This window comes from Prevotella sp. S7-1-8 (genome assembly GCF_000758925.1).
In the GTDB taxonomy this organism is placed as follows: domain Bacteria; phylum Bacteroidota; class Bacteroidia; order Bacteroidales; family Bacteroidaceae; genus Prevotella.
Window position 1 is genome coordinate 1 of the sequence record NZ_JRNC01000080.1, and the last position, 19,554, is coordinate 19,554.

14 protein-coding genes and 2 pseudogenes are annotated in these 19,554 nt (G+C 45.1%); 6 read left to right on the plus strand and 10 right to left on the minus strand.

Annotated elements, in window-relative coordinates:
• Positions 1 to 176: 176 nt before the first annotated feature.
• Positions 177 to 596, plus strand: a pseudogene (locus HMPREF1640_RS13895) (transposase).
• 14 nt (positions 597 to 610) lie between these two features.
• A complete protein-coding gene (locus tag HMPREF1640_RS13950) occupies positions 611 to 811 on the plus strand; it encodes a transposase (RefSeq protein WP_255327717.1) in 201 nt (66 codons plus the stop codon).
• 152 nt (positions 812 to 963) lie between these two features.
• On the opposite strand, the gene HMPREF1640_RS11040 is transcribed toward HMPREF1640_RS13950, so the two are convergent.
• From HMPREF1640_RS11040 to HMPREF1640_RS11050, 3 genes are read right to left on the minus strand one after another with little or no spacing between them, the layout of a single operon-like run.
• Entirely contained in the window at positions 964 to 1,893 is a 930-nt protein-coding gene (locus HMPREF1640_RS11040; protein WP_036894745.1) for an acyltransferase, read from the minus strand.
• Positions 1,894 to 1,942: 49 nt separating this feature from the next.
• Positions 1,943 to 4,111 (minus strand): C25 family cysteine peptidase, encoded by a 2,169-nt coding sequence (locus tag HMPREF1640_RS11045; RefSeq protein WP_081935360.1) that lies wholly within the window; start codon positions 4,109 to 4,111, stop codon positions 1,943 to 1,945.
• A gap of 25 nt (positions 4,112 to 4,136) precedes the next feature.
• Complete coding sequence (locus HMPREF1640_RS11050; protein ID WP_036894749.1) at positions 4,137 to 5,378, minus strand: hypothetical protein; 1,242 nt, start codon at positions 5,376 to 5,378, stop codon at positions 4,137 to 4,139.
• Positions 5,379 to 6,172: 794 nt separating this feature from the next.
• On the opposite strand from HMPREF1640_RS11050, the gene HMPREF1640_RS13790 reads away from it, so the two are divergent.
• Entirely contained in the window at positions 6,173 to 6,535 is a 363-nt protein-coding gene (locus tag HMPREF1640_RS13790; protein ID WP_036894754.1) for a hypothetical protein, read from the plus strand.
• 10 nt (positions 6,536 to 6,545) lie between these two features.
• Here the strand turns inward: HMPREF1640_RS13790 and rpmA are convergent, their stop codons facing one another.
• Positions 6,546 to 6,836 carry a 50S ribosomal protein L27 gene (gene rpmA / locus HMPREF1640_RS11065; RefSeq protein ID WP_036894758.1) on the minus strand — a complete coding sequence of 97 codons (291 nt, stop codon included), beginning with the start codon at positions 6,834 to 6,836 and terminating at the stop codon, positions 6,546 to 6,548.
• A 17-nt stretch (positions 6,837 to 6,853) separates the two neighbouring features.
• Positions 6,854 to 7,171: a 50S ribosomal protein L21 gene (gene rplU, locus HMPREF1640_RS11070; RefSeq protein WP_036894759.1), complete on the minus strand. Its 318-nt coding sequence runs from the start codon at positions 7,169 to 7,171 to the stop codon at positions 6,854 to 6,856.
• 302 nt (positions 7,172 to 7,473) lie between these two features.
• Between rplU and HMPREF1640_RS11075 the strand changes: the two genes are divergently transcribed.
• On the plus strand, positions 7,474 to 8,745 hold the full coding sequence (locus tag HMPREF1640_RS11075) for an O-acetylhomoserine aminocarboxypropyltransferase/cysteine synthase family protein (protein WP_036894761.1): 1,272 nt from the start codon (positions 7,474 to 7,476) through the stop codon (positions 8,743 to 8,745).
• Positions 8,746 to 8,852: 107 nt separating this feature from the next.
• Here HMPREF1640_RS11075 and HMPREF1640_RS11080 read toward each other — a convergent pair whose 3' ends face one another.
• Complete coding sequence (locus HMPREF1640_RS11080) at positions 8,853 to 10,838, minus strand: glucosamine-6-phosphate deaminase (RefSeq protein WP_036894785.1); 1,986 nt, start codon at positions 10,836 to 10,838, stop codon at positions 8,853 to 8,855.
• Between the two features lie 341 nt (positions 10,839 to 11,179).
• Here HMPREF1640_RS11080 and HMPREF1640_RS11085 point away from each other — a divergent pair, with 341 nt between their 5' ends.
• Positions 11,180 to 11,464, plus strand: a complete 285-nt coding sequence (locus HMPREF1640_RS11085; RefSeq protein WP_036894763.1) for an HU family DNA-binding protein — start codon at positions 11,180 to 11,182, stop codon at positions 11,462 to 11,464.
• A gap of 121 nt (positions 11,465 to 11,585) precedes the next feature.
• Here HMPREF1640_RS11085 and HMPREF1640_RS11090 read toward each other — a convergent pair whose 3' ends face one another.
• Complete coding sequence (locus tag HMPREF1640_RS11090; RefSeq protein ID WP_036894765.1) at positions 11,586 to 12,458, minus strand: RNA polymerase sigma factor RpoD/SigA; 873 nt, start codon at positions 12,456 to 12,458, stop codon at positions 11,586 to 11,588.
• 165 nt (positions 12,459 to 12,623) lie between these two features.
• Positions 12,624 to 14,093, minus strand: coding sequence for a 23S rRNA (uracil(1939)-C(5))-methyltransferase RlmD (gene rlmD, locus HMPREF1640_RS11095; protein WP_036894773.1), 1,470 nt, complete (start codon positions 14,091 to 14,093; stop codon positions 12,624 to 12,626).
• A gap of 900 nt (positions 14,094 to 14,993) precedes the next feature.
• On the opposite strand from rlmD, the gene ppdK reads away from it, so the two are divergent.
• Complete coding sequence (ppdK, locus tag HMPREF1640_RS11100; protein WP_036894776.1) at positions 14,994 to 17,714, plus strand: pyruvate, phosphate dikinase; 2,721 nt, start codon at positions 14,994 to 14,996, stop codon at positions 17,712 to 17,714.
• 319 nt (positions 17,715 to 18,033) lie between these two features.
• Here ppdK and HMPREF1640_RS11105 read toward each other — a convergent pair whose 3' ends face one another.
• Together HMPREF1640_RS11105 and HMPREF1640_RS11110 are read right to left on the minus strand one after the other, a co-directional pair.
• Positions 18,034 to 19,095, minus strand: a complete 1,062-nt coding sequence (locus tag HMPREF1640_RS11105) for a relaxase/mobilization nuclease domain-containing protein (RefSeq protein WP_036894779.1) — start codon at positions 19,093 to 19,095, stop codon at positions 18,034 to 18,036.
• Positions 19,085 to 19,443: pseudogene (locus tag HMPREF1640_RS11110) on the minus strand (hypothetical protein). Before HMPREF1640_RS11110 ends, HMPREF1640_RS11105 begins: the two are co-directional and overlap by 11 nt.
• Between the last annotated feature and the right edge of the window lie 111 nt (positions 19,444 to 19,554).

The following is a 19,554-nucleotide window of genomic DNA, read 5'->3' on the forward strand; positions in this document are numbered from 1 at the left end:
CGTGGCGTCTGAGCCGTTCGGAAATCATGATGATACTCGTCTGTTTCCACTTTGGCTCATTCCGTAATTTCAAGCATTATTACCTGTCCTATGTGAAGGAACACCTTGCGGATTTGTTCCCTGAGCATCTCTCATATAACCGCTTCGTGGAACTATAGGCGCGACTTTCGGTGGAAATGACGCTCTTCCTGCAAGTGTGCCGCTTCGGCCGTTATACAGGGATAAGTTTTGTGGACAGCACATGTATCCCCGTCTGTCATAACAAGCGTATAAAGCGCAACAGGGTATTCAAGGACTATGCTGTTGTCGGGAGGAGTACCATGGGATGATATTTCGGTTTCAAGTTGCACCCCATCGTCAACGAAAGAGGGGAAGTTCTAAATTTCATGCCGACCAAGGTCAATGTGGACGACAAGGATGAAAACGTATTCAACAGACTGAGCGACAATGTTTTTGGGAAACTCTTCGCAGACAAAGGGTACATATCACAGGGGCTGTTCGACAGGCTTTTCAACGATAGCGTACAATTTGGTTACAGGTCCGAGACGCGACATGCAAAACAAGCTCATCCTCTTGGTATGACAAAATCCTACTAAGGAAGAGGTCGGTCATAGAAACCATCAATGACGAACTCAAGAACGTCGCTCAACTGGCACATTCCAGCCACCGTGGCGCGCTCAATTTCGCAACGAACGTACACGCGGCAATTGCGGCCTATGGTTTCTTCAACAAGAAGCGATCTATAAATATAGATTTCCGCATTGAAGACAAAGGCGGACAGCTGACCATGTTCCGAGATAACCGAAGCTGAATTGTATAGGATAGAAAGCCATCCCTGTCAATTGACAGGGATAAAGGGCTTGTACCCTTGCTTCAAAAACAAAACACAAGGTGAGTTTATCCCGAACTCAGGTTAAAAGATAACTACATATGTGAGAATAATAAGAAAGAAACTATATGAACTTATCTTAATATCTTTTTCCTCCCCAAAAGAATGGAAAGGTGAGACCAATCTAAAATTTTGCCAATATAGATGCTGCCAACAATACTTATCAAAATAGTGAAAATCGAATGTAATACTCCTGTAGAGTCAAATATGAAAATAGGTAATATGAATTTTGACAACATCGTAAATATTGGATGGAAAATATAAATTGGGAAAGTATTTCTACCTATATATTCTATAGCAAGTTTAGTTCTGTCCTTTAAAAAAGAGAAAAAGTATGAGGAGAAAGACAAAAAAGAAATTACACATACCAAAACTGATATAGTGCCCCAATCATGAAAACATGTATTTGTGATTAATAACCCGAAAGGAATTAGTGGCCATAAACTTCTTTTGTATATACGCGAAAAATCTTTGTAGTATTGTCTTATTCCCACTCCGATAAAATAATAAATAGCTGTCTTGATACTTAAAAAGGGGGGCGTCAGCGAAACTATTATCAGTAAGGATGCAAACGTGGAATACTTTGCTGTAATATCTAATTTGTATGAAATATGGAATGCAAAATAATAAATAATTCCGCATACAATCATTGCATGTAGAAACCAATAGGGCCCAATAGATTTAATGAAAAGAACATCAAGAATAGTAGGTATATCAAATGCTTTAATGCCGTCACGCACAGGAAGGTACAAGGACAAAACGGCATAGCCTATTACAAGAATCAAATATGGTAACCATATTTTTAATATATAAAGAGCATAATCTTTGATGGATTTGTTGATATTAACCAAATAACCAGTTATCATTAGGAACGTTGGCATTATAAAAGATAAAACTGCACTCTTTGCCGATGGATATAAATTGCCAAAATTTACTATATGTACAAGAATAACTAAACCGATTAGGATAGCTCTAAAAAAATCAATATCTCTGCTGTGTTTCATTTGAAAAAAGCATTCTCTGCCCAGAGAGCAGAGAGAATGGATTTAAAAATTATTCAACAATAAAAGTAGCACCTTTTTGGCATTCAAAGCCATTTTTTATTATCGTTTCAGATGTGCTATTTAATCTCAAGTTGGCACCATTGTTAATTATTACATTTCCATAGGGAATCGAGGATGTTACATCATAACCAACTTCTATTTTATCCCCATTAATAATTTCGCTTCCATTAAATACCCTATTTTGGATATAAATAGTATTAGGATTGGAATTTTGAATTTCTATTTTAAATGGAATATAATTATGCTTACTCAAATATATTAAATCTTCAGTATTGTAATCAGATAATGTAATCGTATTTGACATTGAAGTTTTTTTATAGCGTAATTCTCCTTCTTTGGATACGACAGAAACCATATAATCTGATACTCCATCTACATTGATATAAATCCCATCATTCTGATTAGAAACCGTTACATTCTTAAATGTTTGTGGTCGTTGTGTCCAAATCTCTAATGCAGGATCATTACCACAAATATAGCAGAATGCATTATCTTTGGAAGTAAAGTCTCCTCTCTCTGAAATATTTTTTATATGAGCATTTAAATTTAAATTTCCTACATTAACAATATTATTGTTAAGTAATTCCTTAAATAATATTTTATCGAAAGTGTGGTTTGCCTCAGTATATGAAGGAACAGTTGCTCCCAGATATGCTGCTGAACCATATTTTGATTTCATAAAGGTTTCTAATAAACAAGTGTGATTCCTTATATCAGCAGTTGTACACGCTATTCCAAAAATAACAGGATAAGTGGTGTTTCGTAGCAAATCTGCATCATTATTATAAAAGCTCTGATTTTGGGAGTTCCAATTCCACCATTGGTCCCAATCTCCATGTCCTCTGTAATTGACAATATTAACACCTTCATTTATTCTTGATATAATATCGGCGTTAGTTGCGTTCGTACCTCCATTTGAAGTAGATGCTCCATAAGTTTTTATGAATGTTATGGGAGTATTATAATTAGCAGTACGAATATCTTCACAACACCGTTGGTATTTGCCTGGTGCATATTCCTTGTTAGCAATTAACTGTGCATATTGAGCATATTGATTGTCTGTACTCTCATATACTATAGTTTTGTTAACCATATTTTCCAATTCATCCACTACATTAGTAGAAAATCTTCCAACAACTATATCTGCTTGGAAATCACTATCACCATCCATGCAACCATACCAATAATCACTTTTTAATATATCTGACGTTTGGAAACTTCTTTTATTATACATTGGTATCCTATCATCATCTCCAATAAAAAGGACATAACTAAGGCTCTTATTAACATTATACTCTGATTCTATAATTTTTTTAATAGAACTACATGATGCCCCTGTTGTCGCTATTGAGACAATTTTTGTCTTATACCCTTTTATAGCTTTCCATTTGCAGAAGTTTTTAAGAGCTTGGCTTCCCAACAAATCACTATTGTCCCCAACAATGATAAGATAGTCATAAGACGTGTTGTCTGTTGATAATACATCATTTGACACTAAAAAATTGTTGTCAAATATGCTTAAATTTTTCTGTTTTATCCTTGAATTTGGCATATCACTTTGAGGAGAAAATCTTACAGTAAAGACGAATTCCGTCAAAACGGACAACTTGTTGGTTTGGGGAAAATACTTAAATGGACATATAGAAAAAGCAATGTTTCGTATATCTCTCCATATGCTTGTATCACTACGATTTATCAAAAAAGTTTTGTATAAATCTTGATTATATACACTTTCGTTTACAACAAACTTAGCAGATTGTTCTGTCTCTAACAAAGGCTTTTGGTATGGATGGATTCGGCCTATAGTAACATCTACCCATTTGTCTTCCGAAATGGAACTTGTACATAAACGATTAGTTGGCAAAGCAATTAATTGAGGTATAGTCGGCATTGCAGGCTGACCAATCTCCGTTGTAGTGAAGCCTGTACCAAGCGAAATCTTATGATAATTTGTACTCTCTTCATTTACTATTTCGTCATAATAACCATGTATATTAACTTTTACTTGATACATTGTTCTATCAGAAGTTAATATTGTCAAGGTTGGTGCAGTTGCTTTAGGATTATTCTCTAAAGAAACCCATTTAGTTTGAGAATATGCTAATGTGTTAATACATATATAGCAAGCTAATACAATGTATCTTAAAACTTTACTCATATGCAAACAATAAAAAAGAAAAGACTTATTTGGCAACTATCATTCTTTTGGTAGCAATAACTTTACCGTCTATTACAAGTGCATACACATAAAGACTATGTTGGAAATCTGATGCAGAAATCTTAATAGATACATTTCCTCTGTTTCCAATATTATACGTTTTAATGTTTACACCATTCATGTTGTAGAAATATACGGCTGCTTGTTTGGTATTTTGAGGAATACTTAACTTTATAGTTGTATAAGTATTAAAAGGATTGGGTGTATTTTGGTAAAGAGCGATGCCCTCCTGAGCAAGATTATCTATATCCGTAGTATGGTTATCAACCGATAAAGACGAACTTTCTAGTTTTGAAATTTTATTGTTCAGTTCATTGATCGTTTGAATTAAAACAGGAATCATTTCAACGTAGTTGATAGCCTTAGAACCATCTTCTTGCTCATAAACTAAATCTGGGAACTCATCTTGCAACTGTTCTGCAGAAAGGGCATAGTGTTTTTTCTCTAAGCATTGTAATTCTGTGGTCGTAAGGCTATGAGTAGAGGCTATTGTATCTCCTGATGCTGAAAAACTTTTTGCCTGTGCTTCTTCATTATGAGGTATGTAATATGAGATAAGAGAAAGCCTTCCCAATTTATTTGCATAATCTGGTGTCGTTTCGTAATTTACTGCCTGAGAATATGCCTTTGCATTGGAAACATTATTTGCCAGTGCGGCTCGTCCAAGAACAACACCATAAATAGAGCCTGTAACGCGAAGGTCACCGGCAACTTTTGTTGGCCCATTAAAATATCCAGCATATCTACCTTGAGTGTCTATGCCATTTTCATCATGGCTAATTGTTCCGTAAACTCCTGCTCCATTTTGAGTTCCTTGTAAACGGCCAAAAACGCCATAATTCCATCCAGAAGTTGCATTCCCCGCCGTTCCAAAAACTCCATAAGAACGACCAGAACTTAAAGGCGTACCATTATAAGATTCGGCTTTCACACCTACACTAAAAGTAACATGAGGATTATCGCTTATTCCTTGAATCGCATTTCCCCAATGTGCATATCCTGCTCTTCTAGTGTATAGTCCAACCTCAGTACCTTGTATAGCAACTTTGCTGTCCTGTCTTCCATTACAGTTGACACTAATGGTTGACACTGGTGTATTAGACGTAGGATATCCAAATAAAATGTTACCATTATTTGCAACCTTTACTTGCGCAAAACCCTGAGAGAAAACAACGGAAAAAAGTCCGAACAATAAAATTTTCTTCATATTTATAATTCAAAGTTAGTAATTATTTGCAAATATAGTCTTTTTTTTTAATATATCCGATATATTAATATGTATTCACATTTCTTATAAAAGAAAACTTGTACATAAGGCGTTAACAACAAAGAACACTCTTTCTTATAAGTGATGTTATAAAAATATATGAGTTCACTACAAAAAGTCAGGGTAGTTACAGTTTGAAACTTGAATAGGCTAAAACCAACATGTCTTTATAGTAGATAATCTACTAAATCAAGCGCATTTGGTAGCTTTATTCTGTTGCAAAATTCCTATCCCAAGTTTAACAGGCAAAATTATTTTTCATAAATTTTCGGGATGTTTTGCGTAGTATCAATTTGATAAATAATTGATAATCAAGTGTAGGGTATTGTAACGAGGAGTAAAATCCGATTTGCAGGACACCGTCATATCAAAATTATTTTGTTACTTTGCAGTGATACATGCAAATGTACAGACACGATTCAACCCTGCAACAGGCGACATGGCCCCTTATTATCGCATCAGGGAGTCATTTCGTGACGTGCAGGGTCATATACATTCGCTAATTCTGTTGAACATCGGCTTCGAATCTTTACTTACTGCTGTACAGGTTAGAAAAATTGCATGCGCACTTACCGAACGCTTCAAAAATAGAAATACACCCTCGTTTTTCAAAGAACATCTTAACGGACTTACTCCTATTGAACAGGCAAAGGCTAACGAATGATGGAGCCGTATGGAGAAAGAAGGTGGAATCGATAGATTTAATAAGGAAGAGCAGAATTCGCTGAAAAAATATGAGAACCAACATTGACCTTGAAACGGCAAACTATACTGGCGCAAGTAATGTTGGTACCGAGTGGCTCTGCAAGCAGACAATAGACAAGCTGCAATTAGAGAATTTTCTGTGCAAAAATAGCTGGGCGGAGAATACGATACACACGGTTTTGTCAGCATTGATTGTTCGCACAGTATATGCCGTTTCTGAGCGTTTATCTTATTATTATTTGCACGATAACTCGGCTGCTGGTGAACTTTATAGGTTTCCGCCATGCGCCATTGGCCAGCGCCTTCGCCCATTAGACAATGGCCATGCCGAGCGCACCAAGCAGAAAGCCCGCTCCCAAATGGGAACAGGCTTCTATGTTTGTTTGGAATAAGCTGTTAAATTTAAGCCTCAGCTTGCTTGTTTTTTTCAGCGTAAGCCTCTGGCGAGAGCACCGATACGGTACTTTTGTTGCGAGCTCCCTTGTGGAAATACACCACACCGTCGGCCAGGGCATACAGTGTGTCGTCCTTGCCCTGCGCAACATTCTCACCGGGGTAGTGCTTGTTGCCACGCTGGCGAACAATGATGTTACCGGCAATGATTTTCTGACCACCCCAAATCTTTACGCCTAAACGTTGTGAAGCTGACTCACGTCCGTTCTTAGAACTACCTACACCTTTCTTGTGTGCCATGATAAATACCTCCTGATTTAAGCGATTACTTGTTTTACTTCAACTTCAGTGAACTGCGAGCGATGGCCGTTCTTCTTGCGACAGTCCTTCCGACGCTTCATCTTGAAAACGATGACCTTGTCACCTTTGACAAGCGGGTTCACTACTTCTACCACTACTTTTGCACCGTCTACCTTGGGTGCGCCGACCGTCACTGCTCCATCTTTGTCAACAAGCAGCACTTTGTCAAACTCAACAGTGTTTCCAGCCTCCACATCCTTGATGTGATGCACGAACAATTTCTTGCCCTGCTCAGCCTTGAACTGTTGACCGTTAATCTCTACAATTGCGTACATTAATTAATGTTATAAAACGGGTTTTTCCGCAAGGCGGATAGCTTTTGCCACCTCTTTTTCGGCCTCGACGGAGTAAATCAAGCGCAAAATTACAAAAAAAGACCGATATAAGTATTATTCAAACCGACAATTGTAGCGCACGAAAGAAATATTAACTTCTTTTAACAAGAATGCCCGGCGTACTCGCAAAATCTTTATAAGTAATTTTAACGACAAGTGATAAATATTTAACTCAATATCAATTTAAATTCTTGTATTTTTCGTAACTTTGTACTTTTATTTCATTTCTAAATTTATTTCCGATGAAAAGAGAAACATTATGCGTGCAAGGAGGATGGAAACCCAAAAATGGTGAACCGCGCGTGCTACCGATTGTACAAAGCACCACATTCAAATACGACAATAGCGAGGAGATGGCCATGCTCTTCGACCTGAAGAAAGAGGGCTATTTCTATTCGCGATTGCAAAACCCAACCAACGACGTCGTGGCACAAAAGATATGCGCCCTCGAGGGTGGCGTGGGCGCGATGCTCACCTCCAGCGGACAAGCCGCTAACTTTTACGCCATGCTTAACATTTGCGAAGCAGGGTCGCATATCGTGGCGTCGACCGACATTTATGGCGGAACTTTCAATCTTTTCAATGTGACAATGCGCAAAATGGGCATCGACTGCACATTTGTCAACCCTGACGCAAGCGAAGAAGAATTGCAAAAGGCTTTCAAAACCAATACCAAAGCCATGTTTGGCGAGACTATCAGCAACCCCGGTTGTCGCGTGTTGGACATCGAAAAATTTGCTCGCGTCGCTCACCATAATGGCGTACCACTCATTGTCGACAACACTTTCGCTACGCCAATCAATTGCCGACCATTCGAATGGGGAGCCGACATCGTCACCCACTCCACCACCAAATACATGGATGGACATGCCACTCAGGTGGGCGGTGCCATCGTGGACAGTGGACGATTTGATTGGGACGAGCACAGCGAAAAATATCCAGGGCTATGCGAGCCAGACCAATCATACCACGGGTTGACCTATACAAAAGATTTTGGCAAAATGGGATACATGACCAAATTAGTGGCGCAACTGATGCGCGACCTTGGCTCTATTCCTGCCCCCCAAAACTCTTTCTTGCTAAACTTAGGGCTTGAGACCTTGCACTTGAGAATGCCGCAACACTGCAAAAACGCACAAGCCGTAGCCGAATTTTTACACAATGACGCACGCGTGGCATGGGTGAGGTACAGCGGATTGAAAGACGACGCACACTACAAACTGGCTCAAAAATACCTGCCCAATGGCTCATGCGGCGTAATAGCTTTCGGACTGAAAGGCGGACGAGACACGGCCATCAGGTTCATGGACTCTTTGAAGATGATTAATATTGTTACCCACGTGGCCGACGCGCGCAGTTGCGTGCTGCACCCGGCAAGCCACACGCATCGCCAACTCACTGACGAGCAATTGCGCGAGGCTGGCATAGCCCCCGACTTGATGCGTCTATCGGTGGGCATCGAGGCTGCCGACGACATAATCGACGACATCAAACAAGCGTTGGACAGAATTTAAGAACATAAGCCCCACGGCATACCAACGTAATAAATGATGCCGGCCAAAATCACGATAAAATCGTGTTTGGCCGGCATTATTCTTGTCAATATATATTATTTAAACGGTCATTTCCACTCCACGAAGGCTTCCATGGCCTCGTAGCAAGCCAAACCGAGTTTGTCATAAATCTCGGCAGTGCCGCGATTGCGGTCTTCCGCACGCTGCCAAAACAGACGCTCGTCGTTGCCAAGGAATGGGGCGCTCTCCATCTGGCTTTGGTGCTTGAGAATGGCATTGCGCTTGGCCCGAAGCTCCTCTGGGCTCATCGGCACGCACATCTCAATGTTCTCTATCTCCCACTCAGCCCACGCGCCACGATACATCCATACCCTGCAGTCGTCCAGCCAACTCTCGCCAGCTTCTTTTTCCAGCTCTATGGCTGCCAGCACGGCGTCCGTGCACTTGCGATGCGTTCCGTGCGGATCGGCCAAGTCGCCGGCAACGTATATCTGGTGAGGCTGTACAGAATGCAAGAATTGCTGCACTATGCGAACGTCTTTCTCGCTCACGGGGAACTTTTCTATGCGGCCGCTCTCATAGAACGGCAAATCGAGGAAATGCACATGGTCGTTGAGGATATTGTTATAGTTGCAAGCCGTACGAGCCTCCCCGCGACGAATGAGGCCCTTGATGGTGAGAATGTTTCGGCTGTCGATGTCTCCGTCTTTCTTGTTAGCCAAAAATTCTTTTATCTTTTTGTACTCCTCGCTGATAACGTCATCGCCCGAAGCGCTGAAAAGCTGGTTAAAACCGTTGATAAAGTGCATGAAGCGCATCACCTCCTCGTCGCCAACGGCAATGTTGCCACTGGTCTCATAAGCGACGTGCACGTCATGCCCCTGCTCCACCAAACGACGGATGGTGCCGCCCATAGATATGACATCGTCGTCGGGATGGGGCGAAAACACCACCACGCGCTTGGGGTACGGCGTGGCTCTCTCGGGTCGATAGGTGTCATCAGCGTTGGGTTTGCCACCTGGCCATCCAGTGATGGTATGCTGGAGATCATTGAAAATTTTAATATTGGCATTGTAAGCCGAGCCATACAGTGCGAGCAACTCGGAGAGTCCATTCTCGTTATAGTCTTTATTGGTAAGTTTGAGAATGGGTTTTTCCGTTTTTTGGCAAAGCCAAACCAAGGCCGCGCGGGTGAGCTTGTCGTCCCACTTACAACTGGTAACGAGCCATGGATGCACTATTCGCGTGAGCTTTCCGGCCGCGTCAAGGTCGATTACGACATGCGCGTCGTTGTGCGTTTGCAAGAAAGAGGCGGGTATGGCGTCAGTGATTTTACCCTCCACCGTTTGCCGTATGATACCTGCCTTGGCCTCGCCCCAAGCCGTAAGATATATGGCGCGCGCGTTGAGGATGGTGGAAACGCCCATGGTGATGGCACACGGTGGGACGCTCTCTTGCGAGCCAAAACTCATGGTCATCTCCTCGCGGGCCACGTCGTTGACGAGAATGAGGCGCGTGGCGGACGTGGCCACCGAGCCTGGCTCATTGGAAGCGACGTTGCCCATACGGCCAATGCCCAACAACATGATATCGATACCACCCGCCTCCGCGATGCGTCGCTCGTACCTCTGGCAAGAATCTTGCACCATGTCTTGCGCCACCATACTGTCGGGCGAGAAAACATTCCGTTTATCTATGTCGACATGGTCCAAAAAACGATCGCACAACTGTCTCAAGCTGGAATGTATATTATCCTCGGACAAGGGGAAATACTCGTAAGCATTGAAGACAATGACATTGGAGAAGCTAAGCCCCTCCTCGCGATGACGACGTATAAGCTCATTGAAAACGAAGTTGAGCGATATGCCCGTGCCCAACCCCAAGACGCAATGTTTGCCGGCCGCCCGCTTGGCTTTTATCTCAGCCTCTATGGCGTCGGCAATGTGTTTGGCTCCATCTTCCGGCCGCAAATGGATGGAGGTGGGTATCTTTTCGCATCGAGTGAGCTCTGAAGCCTCCACGGCCGTTTTAGGATTGTAATACTTTTCTGGAATTTGTTTTAGTACAATTTGAGAAGTTAAATTAAGATTGATCATAAAATCGGGTGTTTATTGTGATTAGTCCACAAATTTAGCAATAAGCCTTGACATGCGAAAGGTTGACGGCAAATAATTGAGTTTTTTCAACATTTTATAAATGTTCCAATGACAATTTCACACATGGGCCACGGCGATTACACCCAAGGCACATGTGGCGACGCTTCATCCCAACAATCGCAAATCGTTGTACGTGAGGGGAAAAGGTAGAAACAGACTAAAATATTTGTGCAATAAGGCCAGCTGGAGCGACTATTTCCGATAAAAAAACGTAACTTTGCATCCGTAATCGACTATATACATTGGTCCACAAACCTTACATTTAAATTGCAACAAAGATGAACAGAACGCAGCTTATCGAATCTTTCGCCAATAAAACAGCGCTTTCCAAGGCCGCAGCCGCCAAACAAGTGAACTGCCTTTTAGGTATCATAGCCGACAACCTATGCGAGGGTGACCACGAATTGGCTATCCCCGACTTTGGCCGCTTCCATGTTAAGCACGTGCCGCAACGCCAAGGCGTCAACCCAGCCACGGGCGAGAAAATAACTATCGAGGCACGTGACAAAGTGGCATTCAAAGCCTCTGACAATCTCTGCATATTCTCGCGCAAACATAGTTGACCTTAAACGGGAGGCTTTATACTCAATCGCGGCGCGAGCCCAATTGGTCATCGCCAATTGGGCTCGCGCCGCGATCTTATATAGCAAGGACGGCACAAACATTCCCGCCGCCATGTTTGGGTCAACCCAAATATTTTATCAGCAACTTGGCATAACCGCTCTCGCGCAGTTTTACAATACTTTTCTCGCGTATTTGGCGCACGCGCTCGCGTGTCAGCCCAAGCTGGTCTCCTATCTCCTCGAGCCCTTTTTCATGGCAGCCAATGCCAAAGCACTCGCGGATGATGGTGATCTCGCGGTCTTTGAGCACGTTGCGCAGCACGGTGTCAAGCTCTTTCGACATGCTCTCGTAGTCTACCTGCTTGTCCGCGCGCGTGTCGTCGCCAGAGGCAAGGACATCCGCCATACTGTTGTCATCGTCCTCTTGGAAAGGCGCGTCAATGCTCATGTGATGGTTGTCGGCCTTGATAGTCTGGTCTATCTTGGAGGCTTCAATGTTGGTGAGATGCGAAAGCTCTTGCACAGAGGGCCTGCGTTGGTTTTCCTGCTCAAATTTAGAAATCTCCGCGTTTATCTTTGACAGTGCGCCCACTTGGTTTAACGGCAGCCTGACTATGCGGCTCTGCTCAGCTATGGCCTGCAAGATGCTCTGCCGTATCCACCACACGGCGTATGAGATAAACTTGAAACCGCGCGTCTCATCAAACTTCTCGGCGGCCTTGACCAGTCCGATATTGCCCTCGTCTATCAGGTCGGTCAACCCCAAACCCTGATGCTGATATTGCTTGGCAACAGACACCACGAAGCGGAGATTGGCTTTCACCAGTTTTTCTTTGGCGCGTTCTCCCTCCTTGCCTCCTTTCTTGATGGCTTGGGCCAACTCTATCTCCTCGTCCACGGTAATCATGGGCACGCGGCCTATTTCCACCAAATACTTGTCCAAGGCCTCGCTTGAGCGATTTGTTATACTCTTTTGAATTTTTAGCTGACGCATGTACTCTTTTCCTAATTACAATGTTATGACCAATACCTAAGATGCCAATCATACCCATCCTGCTCGGCAAAACGGGTTGCAAAGTTACCAATACTAAACGATATAAAAGCTAATTTAGTCTGTTTTTTAAGCGTTTTTATGTACAATTTGTCATTTTTGTCGACATTATTGACTTTTTCTCTTCAACAACACCACGTTCTCCACGTGTGGCGTGTGTGGGAACATGTCAACCGGCTGCACCCGTTCCACCCTGTAATCTTGGCCGAGCAGGGCAAGGTCCCGAGCTTGCGTGGCCGGATTGCAGCTCACGTAGACTATACGCCCGGGAGCGGCTTTCAGGATGACGCGCACCACATCCTCGTGCATGCCGGCGCGAGGTGGATCGGTGATGATAATGTCCGGCCGGCCGTACTGGCTGACAAAGTCGTCCGTGAGCACGGTTTTCATGTCGCCGGCGAAGAATGTAGTGTTGCCAATGCCGTTGAGACTACTGTTCACCTTGGCATCTTCTATAGCCTCCGGGACAAATTCTATGCCAATCACGCGCCTCGCTCCACGCGCGACAAAATTGGCAATGGTCCCCGTGCCGGTGTACAAATCGTAGATGAGAGGCATGCCCTTCGCGCTGGTCTCCACGTCGTGGGACGCGCCGCCATCGTCGTAGCACATCGAGCGAACGACGCTGTACAGATGGTATGCCTGCTCGGTGTTGGTCTGGTAAAAGCTCTTGGGCCCCACCTTGAACCTCAGGTCTTCCATCGTCTCATATATATAATCGGCGCCTTTAAAGGTGATGAGTTTCAAATCGCCAAAGGTGTCGTTGCCCTTTTGGTTGTCCACGTATATCAAAGAGGTAATCCGCGGGAAACGGTCGGCTATATGTCGCAACAACGCTCGCGCCCTCTCCTCGTCTTGAGGCTCGTCGAAATGAAACTGCACGAGCACCATCCACTCACCGGTGTTGGATGTGCGGAACATCAACGAGCGCAGCAATCCGCGTTGCTCCCTCACGTCATAAAATGTCATGCCCGTGGCCTTGGCATAGCGTTCTATCTCGTTGCGCATGTCGTTGTGTGCGTCGGCCATGAGCCAGCACTTCTTGATGGGATAGATCTTGTCGAAGGCACCCGTGACGTGGAAGCCGATGGCGGCGTGATTGCCGCCGTCTAAGTTGAGTTCGGCATTGTCGAGTTCCTCGCGTGTGAACCATCGTTTGCTACAGCATCCGAACTCCAACTTGTTGCGGTACTCGTACGTTTTGACAGAACCCATGATGGTGTCTATCGGCGGCAATTCCACCTTGCCGATGCGCCTCAGCTGGTCTTCCACCTGCTGTTGCTTGGCTTTGAGTTGCTCTGCATATGGCAAATTCTGCCATTTGCACCCGCCACACACACCAAAATGCTCACACACGGGAACGGCGCGCGTGTCGCTGAGCCTGACGAAGCGCTCTACCCTGCCCTCACAATAGCGGTGTTTCTTCTTGGTTATTTGCACATCCACCACATCGCCAGGCACGCAGAACGGCACGAACACCACTTGGTCTTCATGATGAAAAATACATTTGCCCTCGGCCGCCACGGCCTCTATGGTCACGCCTTGGAGCAGCGGCAGCGTCTTTCGTTTCCTACTCATTATACAATAATTTGGCTGCAAAGGTAACGAATAATCCCGACAATAGCCTGCCGCAGGGTTATAAAATATGGTTTTTAAATCGAACGTATGCCCATCGTCGTCAACTTGACGCAACCCCTCTATATGTGTTAAATATAAATCACAAAAAAACAGCATCTACCACAACCATGTTTTAGCGAGCGAAAAGGCCACCCATGTCATGTTTGAGATGGCATAACCAAGGCTGCAAGCAGTGAGTGTGGTGCCAATGAGGCTTATTGGCACGACCTAAAGACACTATTGGCACGTCGAATCGTGCCCAATGAAACGCCGTATAATGTCTAATCGGCACACGATTAATGCTTAATGGCGGAGCGAACATGGAACCATTGACAATAAAAATATGTCAAAAATACGCAGCAAACTGATATACACCAAGATACAAGACAGGCCTAAAATGAGCGTATTTGTAAACAAGATGGGTTGCTATGAAAAACAAACGATTTTCAAGAGCGATTTTGTTAAATAAATTCAGCAAAATAGAGAAAACGACAGCCGTATTGAACCGCCTCATGTGTATCATATCATCCAATTGCCATTACCAAATGTTAAAACATTGCGAGCACGTAGTTCATGACAAATAGGCATCGAGAAACATCTTCTAAAATCAAAAAGTGGGGTTAACCCAAACTCTCTTAGGCAAATAGAGATATGGCTGGCCACACCGCCATGATACAAGCGGGCGAGGAAGAAACCTATCCTATGAGTGTCACAAAGGTATAGGGAAAGGCATAAGAAACACCACAATTGTAACATTCGGATTACATTTTCGATCAAAACATTGCTGTAAATCGTTTAAATTTGGTATCTTTGCAATAGAATTAAAGATGACAACAGCAAATTATTATCAATCAAAAACTTATGGACAATAAAAGAGTTTATAGCTTCGGCAACGGAAAAGCCGAGGGCAAAGCTGACATGAGAAACTTGTTGGGTGGCAAGGGCGCCAACTTGGCTGAGATGAACCTGATTGGCGTTCCGGTGCCTCCGGGGTTCACCATTACGACAGAGGTATGCAACGAATATTTCGAGAAGGGGCAAGAGAAAGTGGTAGCCCTGCTCAAAGATGGCGTGACAAGTGGCGTGAGACACATCGAGGAGATCATGGGACTCAAGTTTGGCGATGCCAACAACCCCCTGTTGCTGAGCGTGCGCTCGGGCGCAAGGGCATCGATGCCAGGTATGATGGACACCATCTTGAACCTCGGCCTGAACGACGAGGTGGTGGAAGGATTGGCCAAGAAGACAGGCAACGAACGCTTTGCCTACGACAGTTACCGCCGCTTTGTGCAAATGTACGGCGACGTGGTAATGAACATGAAACCGGTGAACAAAGAAGACATAGACCCATTTGAGGCCATTATCCAGGAGGTGAAAGCCAAACGTGGCATCAGGCTCGACAACGAGATGAACGTTGACGAGCTGAAAACATTGGTGACACGCTTTAAAAAAGCCATCAAGGACCAAACGGGCAAAAACTTCCCCACCGACCCGATGGAGCAACTATGGGGCGCCATCTGCGCGGTGTTTGACAGCTGGATGAACGACCGAGCCATACTCTATCGCAAGATGGAAGGCATACCACAAGAATGGGGAACGGCCGTGACGGTGATGGCCATGGTGTTTGGAAACATGGGCAACACGTCGGCCACGGGTGTGTGTTTCAGTCGCGACGCCGCCACGGGCGAGAACCGTTTTAATGGTGAGTATCTTGTGAACGCACAAGGCGAAGACGTGGTGGCCGGCATACGCACGCCACAACAGATCACCCAAGAAGGCTCGCGGAGATGGGCCACGCAGCAAAATATTGACGAGAGCGTACGTGCCCGGAAATTTCCCTCGATGGAAGAGGCCATGCCCGAGATATACGCACAGCTGAACGATATACAGCACAAGCTGGAAAAACACTACCACGACATGCAAGACATGGAATTCACCGTCCAGGAAGGCAAGCTGTGGTTTTTGCAAACCCGCAATGGCAAGCGAACCGGGACAGCCATGATCAAAATAGCCATGGACCTACTGCGAAATGGCGAGATAGACGAGAAGACCGCTTTGAAACGTTGCGAGGCTGGCAAATTAGACGAACTGTTGCACCCCGTGTTTAACAAGGAGGCCCAGGCTCAAGCTCGCGTGCTAACTCGCGGCTTGCCCGCCTCGCCAGGCGCGGCTTGCGGCCAGATAGTGTTTTTTGCCGATGACGCGGAGGCATGGCACGCCGACGGGCACAGCGTGGTGATGGTCAGAATAGAGACGTCGCCCGAGGATCTGGCTGGAATGACGGCCGCGGAGGGCATCTTGACAGCGCGAGGCGGCATGACATCTCACGCCGCCGTGGTGGCCCGAGGTATGGGCAAATGCTGCGTGAGCGGCGCCGGCGCCATTAACGTGGACTATAAAGCGCGCACGGTGGAGATAGACGGCACGGTGCTCAGAGAGGGCGACTACATCTCGCTCAATGGTTCAACGGGCGAAGTGTACTTTGGAAAGGTGGACACGCAGCCAGCCGAAATAACCGGCGATTTCGCCGAGCTGATGAACCTCTGCAACAAATACACCAAATTGGAAGTACGAACCAACGCCGACACACCACACGACGCAGAGGTGGCAAGAACATTTGGGGCCGTGGGCATCGGGCTTTGCCGCACCGAGCACATGTTTTTCGAGAACGAAAAAATAAAGGCCATGCGCGAGATGATTTTGGCCGATACCACCGAAGGCCGCAAACGGGCCCTCGAAAAACTGTTGCCCTACCAAAAACAAGATTTCTACGGAATATTGAAGTGCATGGACGGACAACCAGTGAACATCCGATTGCTCGACCCACCCTTGCACGAGTTCATACCCCATGATTTGGAAGGCCAAGAAGCAATGGCAAAGGAGATGAACGTGAGCGTGAAGAAGATACAGAGCCGCGTGCAGTCTCTGAGCGAGCAAAACCCCATGCTCGGACTGCGCGGCTGCCGCCTGGGCAACACATTCCCCGAGATTACGGCAATGCAGACACGCGCCATCCTCGGCGCTGCCGTGCAGCTGAAAAAAGAGGGACACGACCCACATCCGGAGATCATGGTACCATTGGTGGGTATCGTCAACGAACTTGACGCGCAAGAACGCGTGATACGAGAGACCGCCAAGAAACTCTTTGCCGAGGAGGGCGTGGAGATACCATTCAAGGTGGGAACGATGATAGAGGTGCCACGCGCCGCTCTCACGGCCGACAAGATAGCGGAGAAAGCCGAGTACTTCAGCTTTGGCACCAACGACCTTACGCAGATGACCTTCGGCTATAGTCGTGACGACATTGCCAGCTTCTTGCCCTCGTATCTGGAAAAGAAAATTTTGGACGTGGACCCATTCCAAGTGCTTGACCAGAATGGCGTGGGACAGTTGGTGAAAATGGCGGTAGACAAGGGGCGATCCGTGCGCAAAAATCTTAAATGCGGAATATGCGGAGAGCATGGCGGCGAGCCTTCGTCTGTGAAATTCTGCCACCGTGTAGGCCTCAACTACGTGAGCTGCTCCCCATTCAGGGTGCCCATAGCCAGACTCGCGGCGGCGCAGGCAGCAGCGGAGGAATAGAATACAATTCGCTAATACACAGACAATTAGGCTGTAACTCCTTGGCAAAACAGGGGTTATGGCCTAATTTCGTAAAGGGAGGCATACACATTTGTACCATAAAATAATTCTTAAACTACAACTGATTGAAAATAAATAAGTTACCTTGTTGATAAGACTAAACTGGTAACGATTTAGAAACGAGCGAGCTACCTGGCTTCGCTGTTTTCTGCCTAACAAAGAACGCTTGTTATTCCGTTTGCAAAGATAATACTTTGTTACCGAATAACAAGCATTTTTAATGAGATATTCTTCTTTCTGCATTTTGTTCAGGCGTGAGTTATAATCCCCTTCCACGTTTCTTCTTTCTGTTAGCTTGGTATCTGAGTTTGCGCTGCCATGCAGCTTCGGCATAGTCATTGCCTTGCGTAGTAGGTGTAATCAAATCGCCCAACCCTTCCACCACATTATCGACTGCACTAACGATGGTGTCTGCCACTGCACCAATGGGATTCTGCACTTGTGAGGTATCATTGTCTCGTGAGATAGAGGAGCGGCTTGGAGGTACAAGTTGGTAGCCTGTATCAGATTGTTCTTTCTTTTCTGTCGGCTCTTGTACTGTTAGATGTGGTTTCCTTGATTCTTCCTTGTTGGTTGTTTCAAAGTTCTTCTGCAAGGAATGGTAGCCGAACTCCCTGCCGATTTCGGAAGCCTTGAAGGATTGCCCTGCGTATGAGAACTTCAAGCCATATACCTTGCCCTGCTTGTTCTTCATACGCTCTATGGTAATGCCGTTTTTGTTCAATTCATAAAGGAACATGGAATGCCCCGTGACGCCTGTTACTTTGTACTTGTCAAGCAAGGTGTAGCAAATCTTCTGCACCTGCTGCTTTGTTTGCTCTCTTGTAGGGGTGGCTTTTTCCTTTTGGTGTTTCCTTTCTGCCTTGACCTCTTTTGCAATGGTCAAGCCTTTCTCCCTGCTGATTCCCTCTGCCACCCTTGCAGCCCTGTTGCTCACAAAAGTAGTATCATAGACCTCTCCATACAGACTGATGCGGTTGGCGATGATGTGAATGTGTCTATTATCAGTGTCCTTGTGCGTTACCGCCACCCATTGGTGGTTGTCAAGTCCCATTTGCTTGGCAAATAAATGGGCTATCCTCATAAGTTCAGAAACAAGCAGCTTTTTCTCGTCCTGCGGTGCGATGCCTATTTCGATACGGAGAAACTTGTTCCTGCAACGGCTGTTGTAGTCACTGACCACTTTCATTTCCTCGTAGATGGTCTTTGGATCTCTGCTGCAAAGATTGTGGAATGCAAGCCGACTACCGAGTTTGCCTTCCCTGAAAATATAGTCCAAAGCCGTGTTGCCGTGCGCTATCGCCTTGCATTTACCTATCATTTCTTGTTAGATTTAAAACCTTATATATTTCATCATCCACCCGAAAATGCGGGTCGTAAAACCGCTTAAATGCCTCTTTGGCACATAGCGAAAGGTTCTTGGTGATATGTAGCCAATCCTCGTCCTTGAGCTTGATGAGATTGGAAATCTGCCCATAGAACCTTCCTGTATGTTGGAGAATGGCAATGGCTTCCCTCTCATTTTCCGTCCCGTGCTTTCCGCCCTTGACTTGATGCGTTGCTTTTCCTCTAAGGTGCATCTTACCTTGATGAACTCCGTCTTCTTCATCTGCTGCCCTTCCTTATCCTGTTGCTGCCATCGGGCAGATTTTCCTTTGTATCTGCTCATATAAGTTTTTTTGAAAGTTAATCATTGTAGATGATTCGTTGTTGCTTAATTCCCGAACACTGACCGATGAGAACGGAGTGATTACGGTCTAATCTCCCCGACAGTCTGACG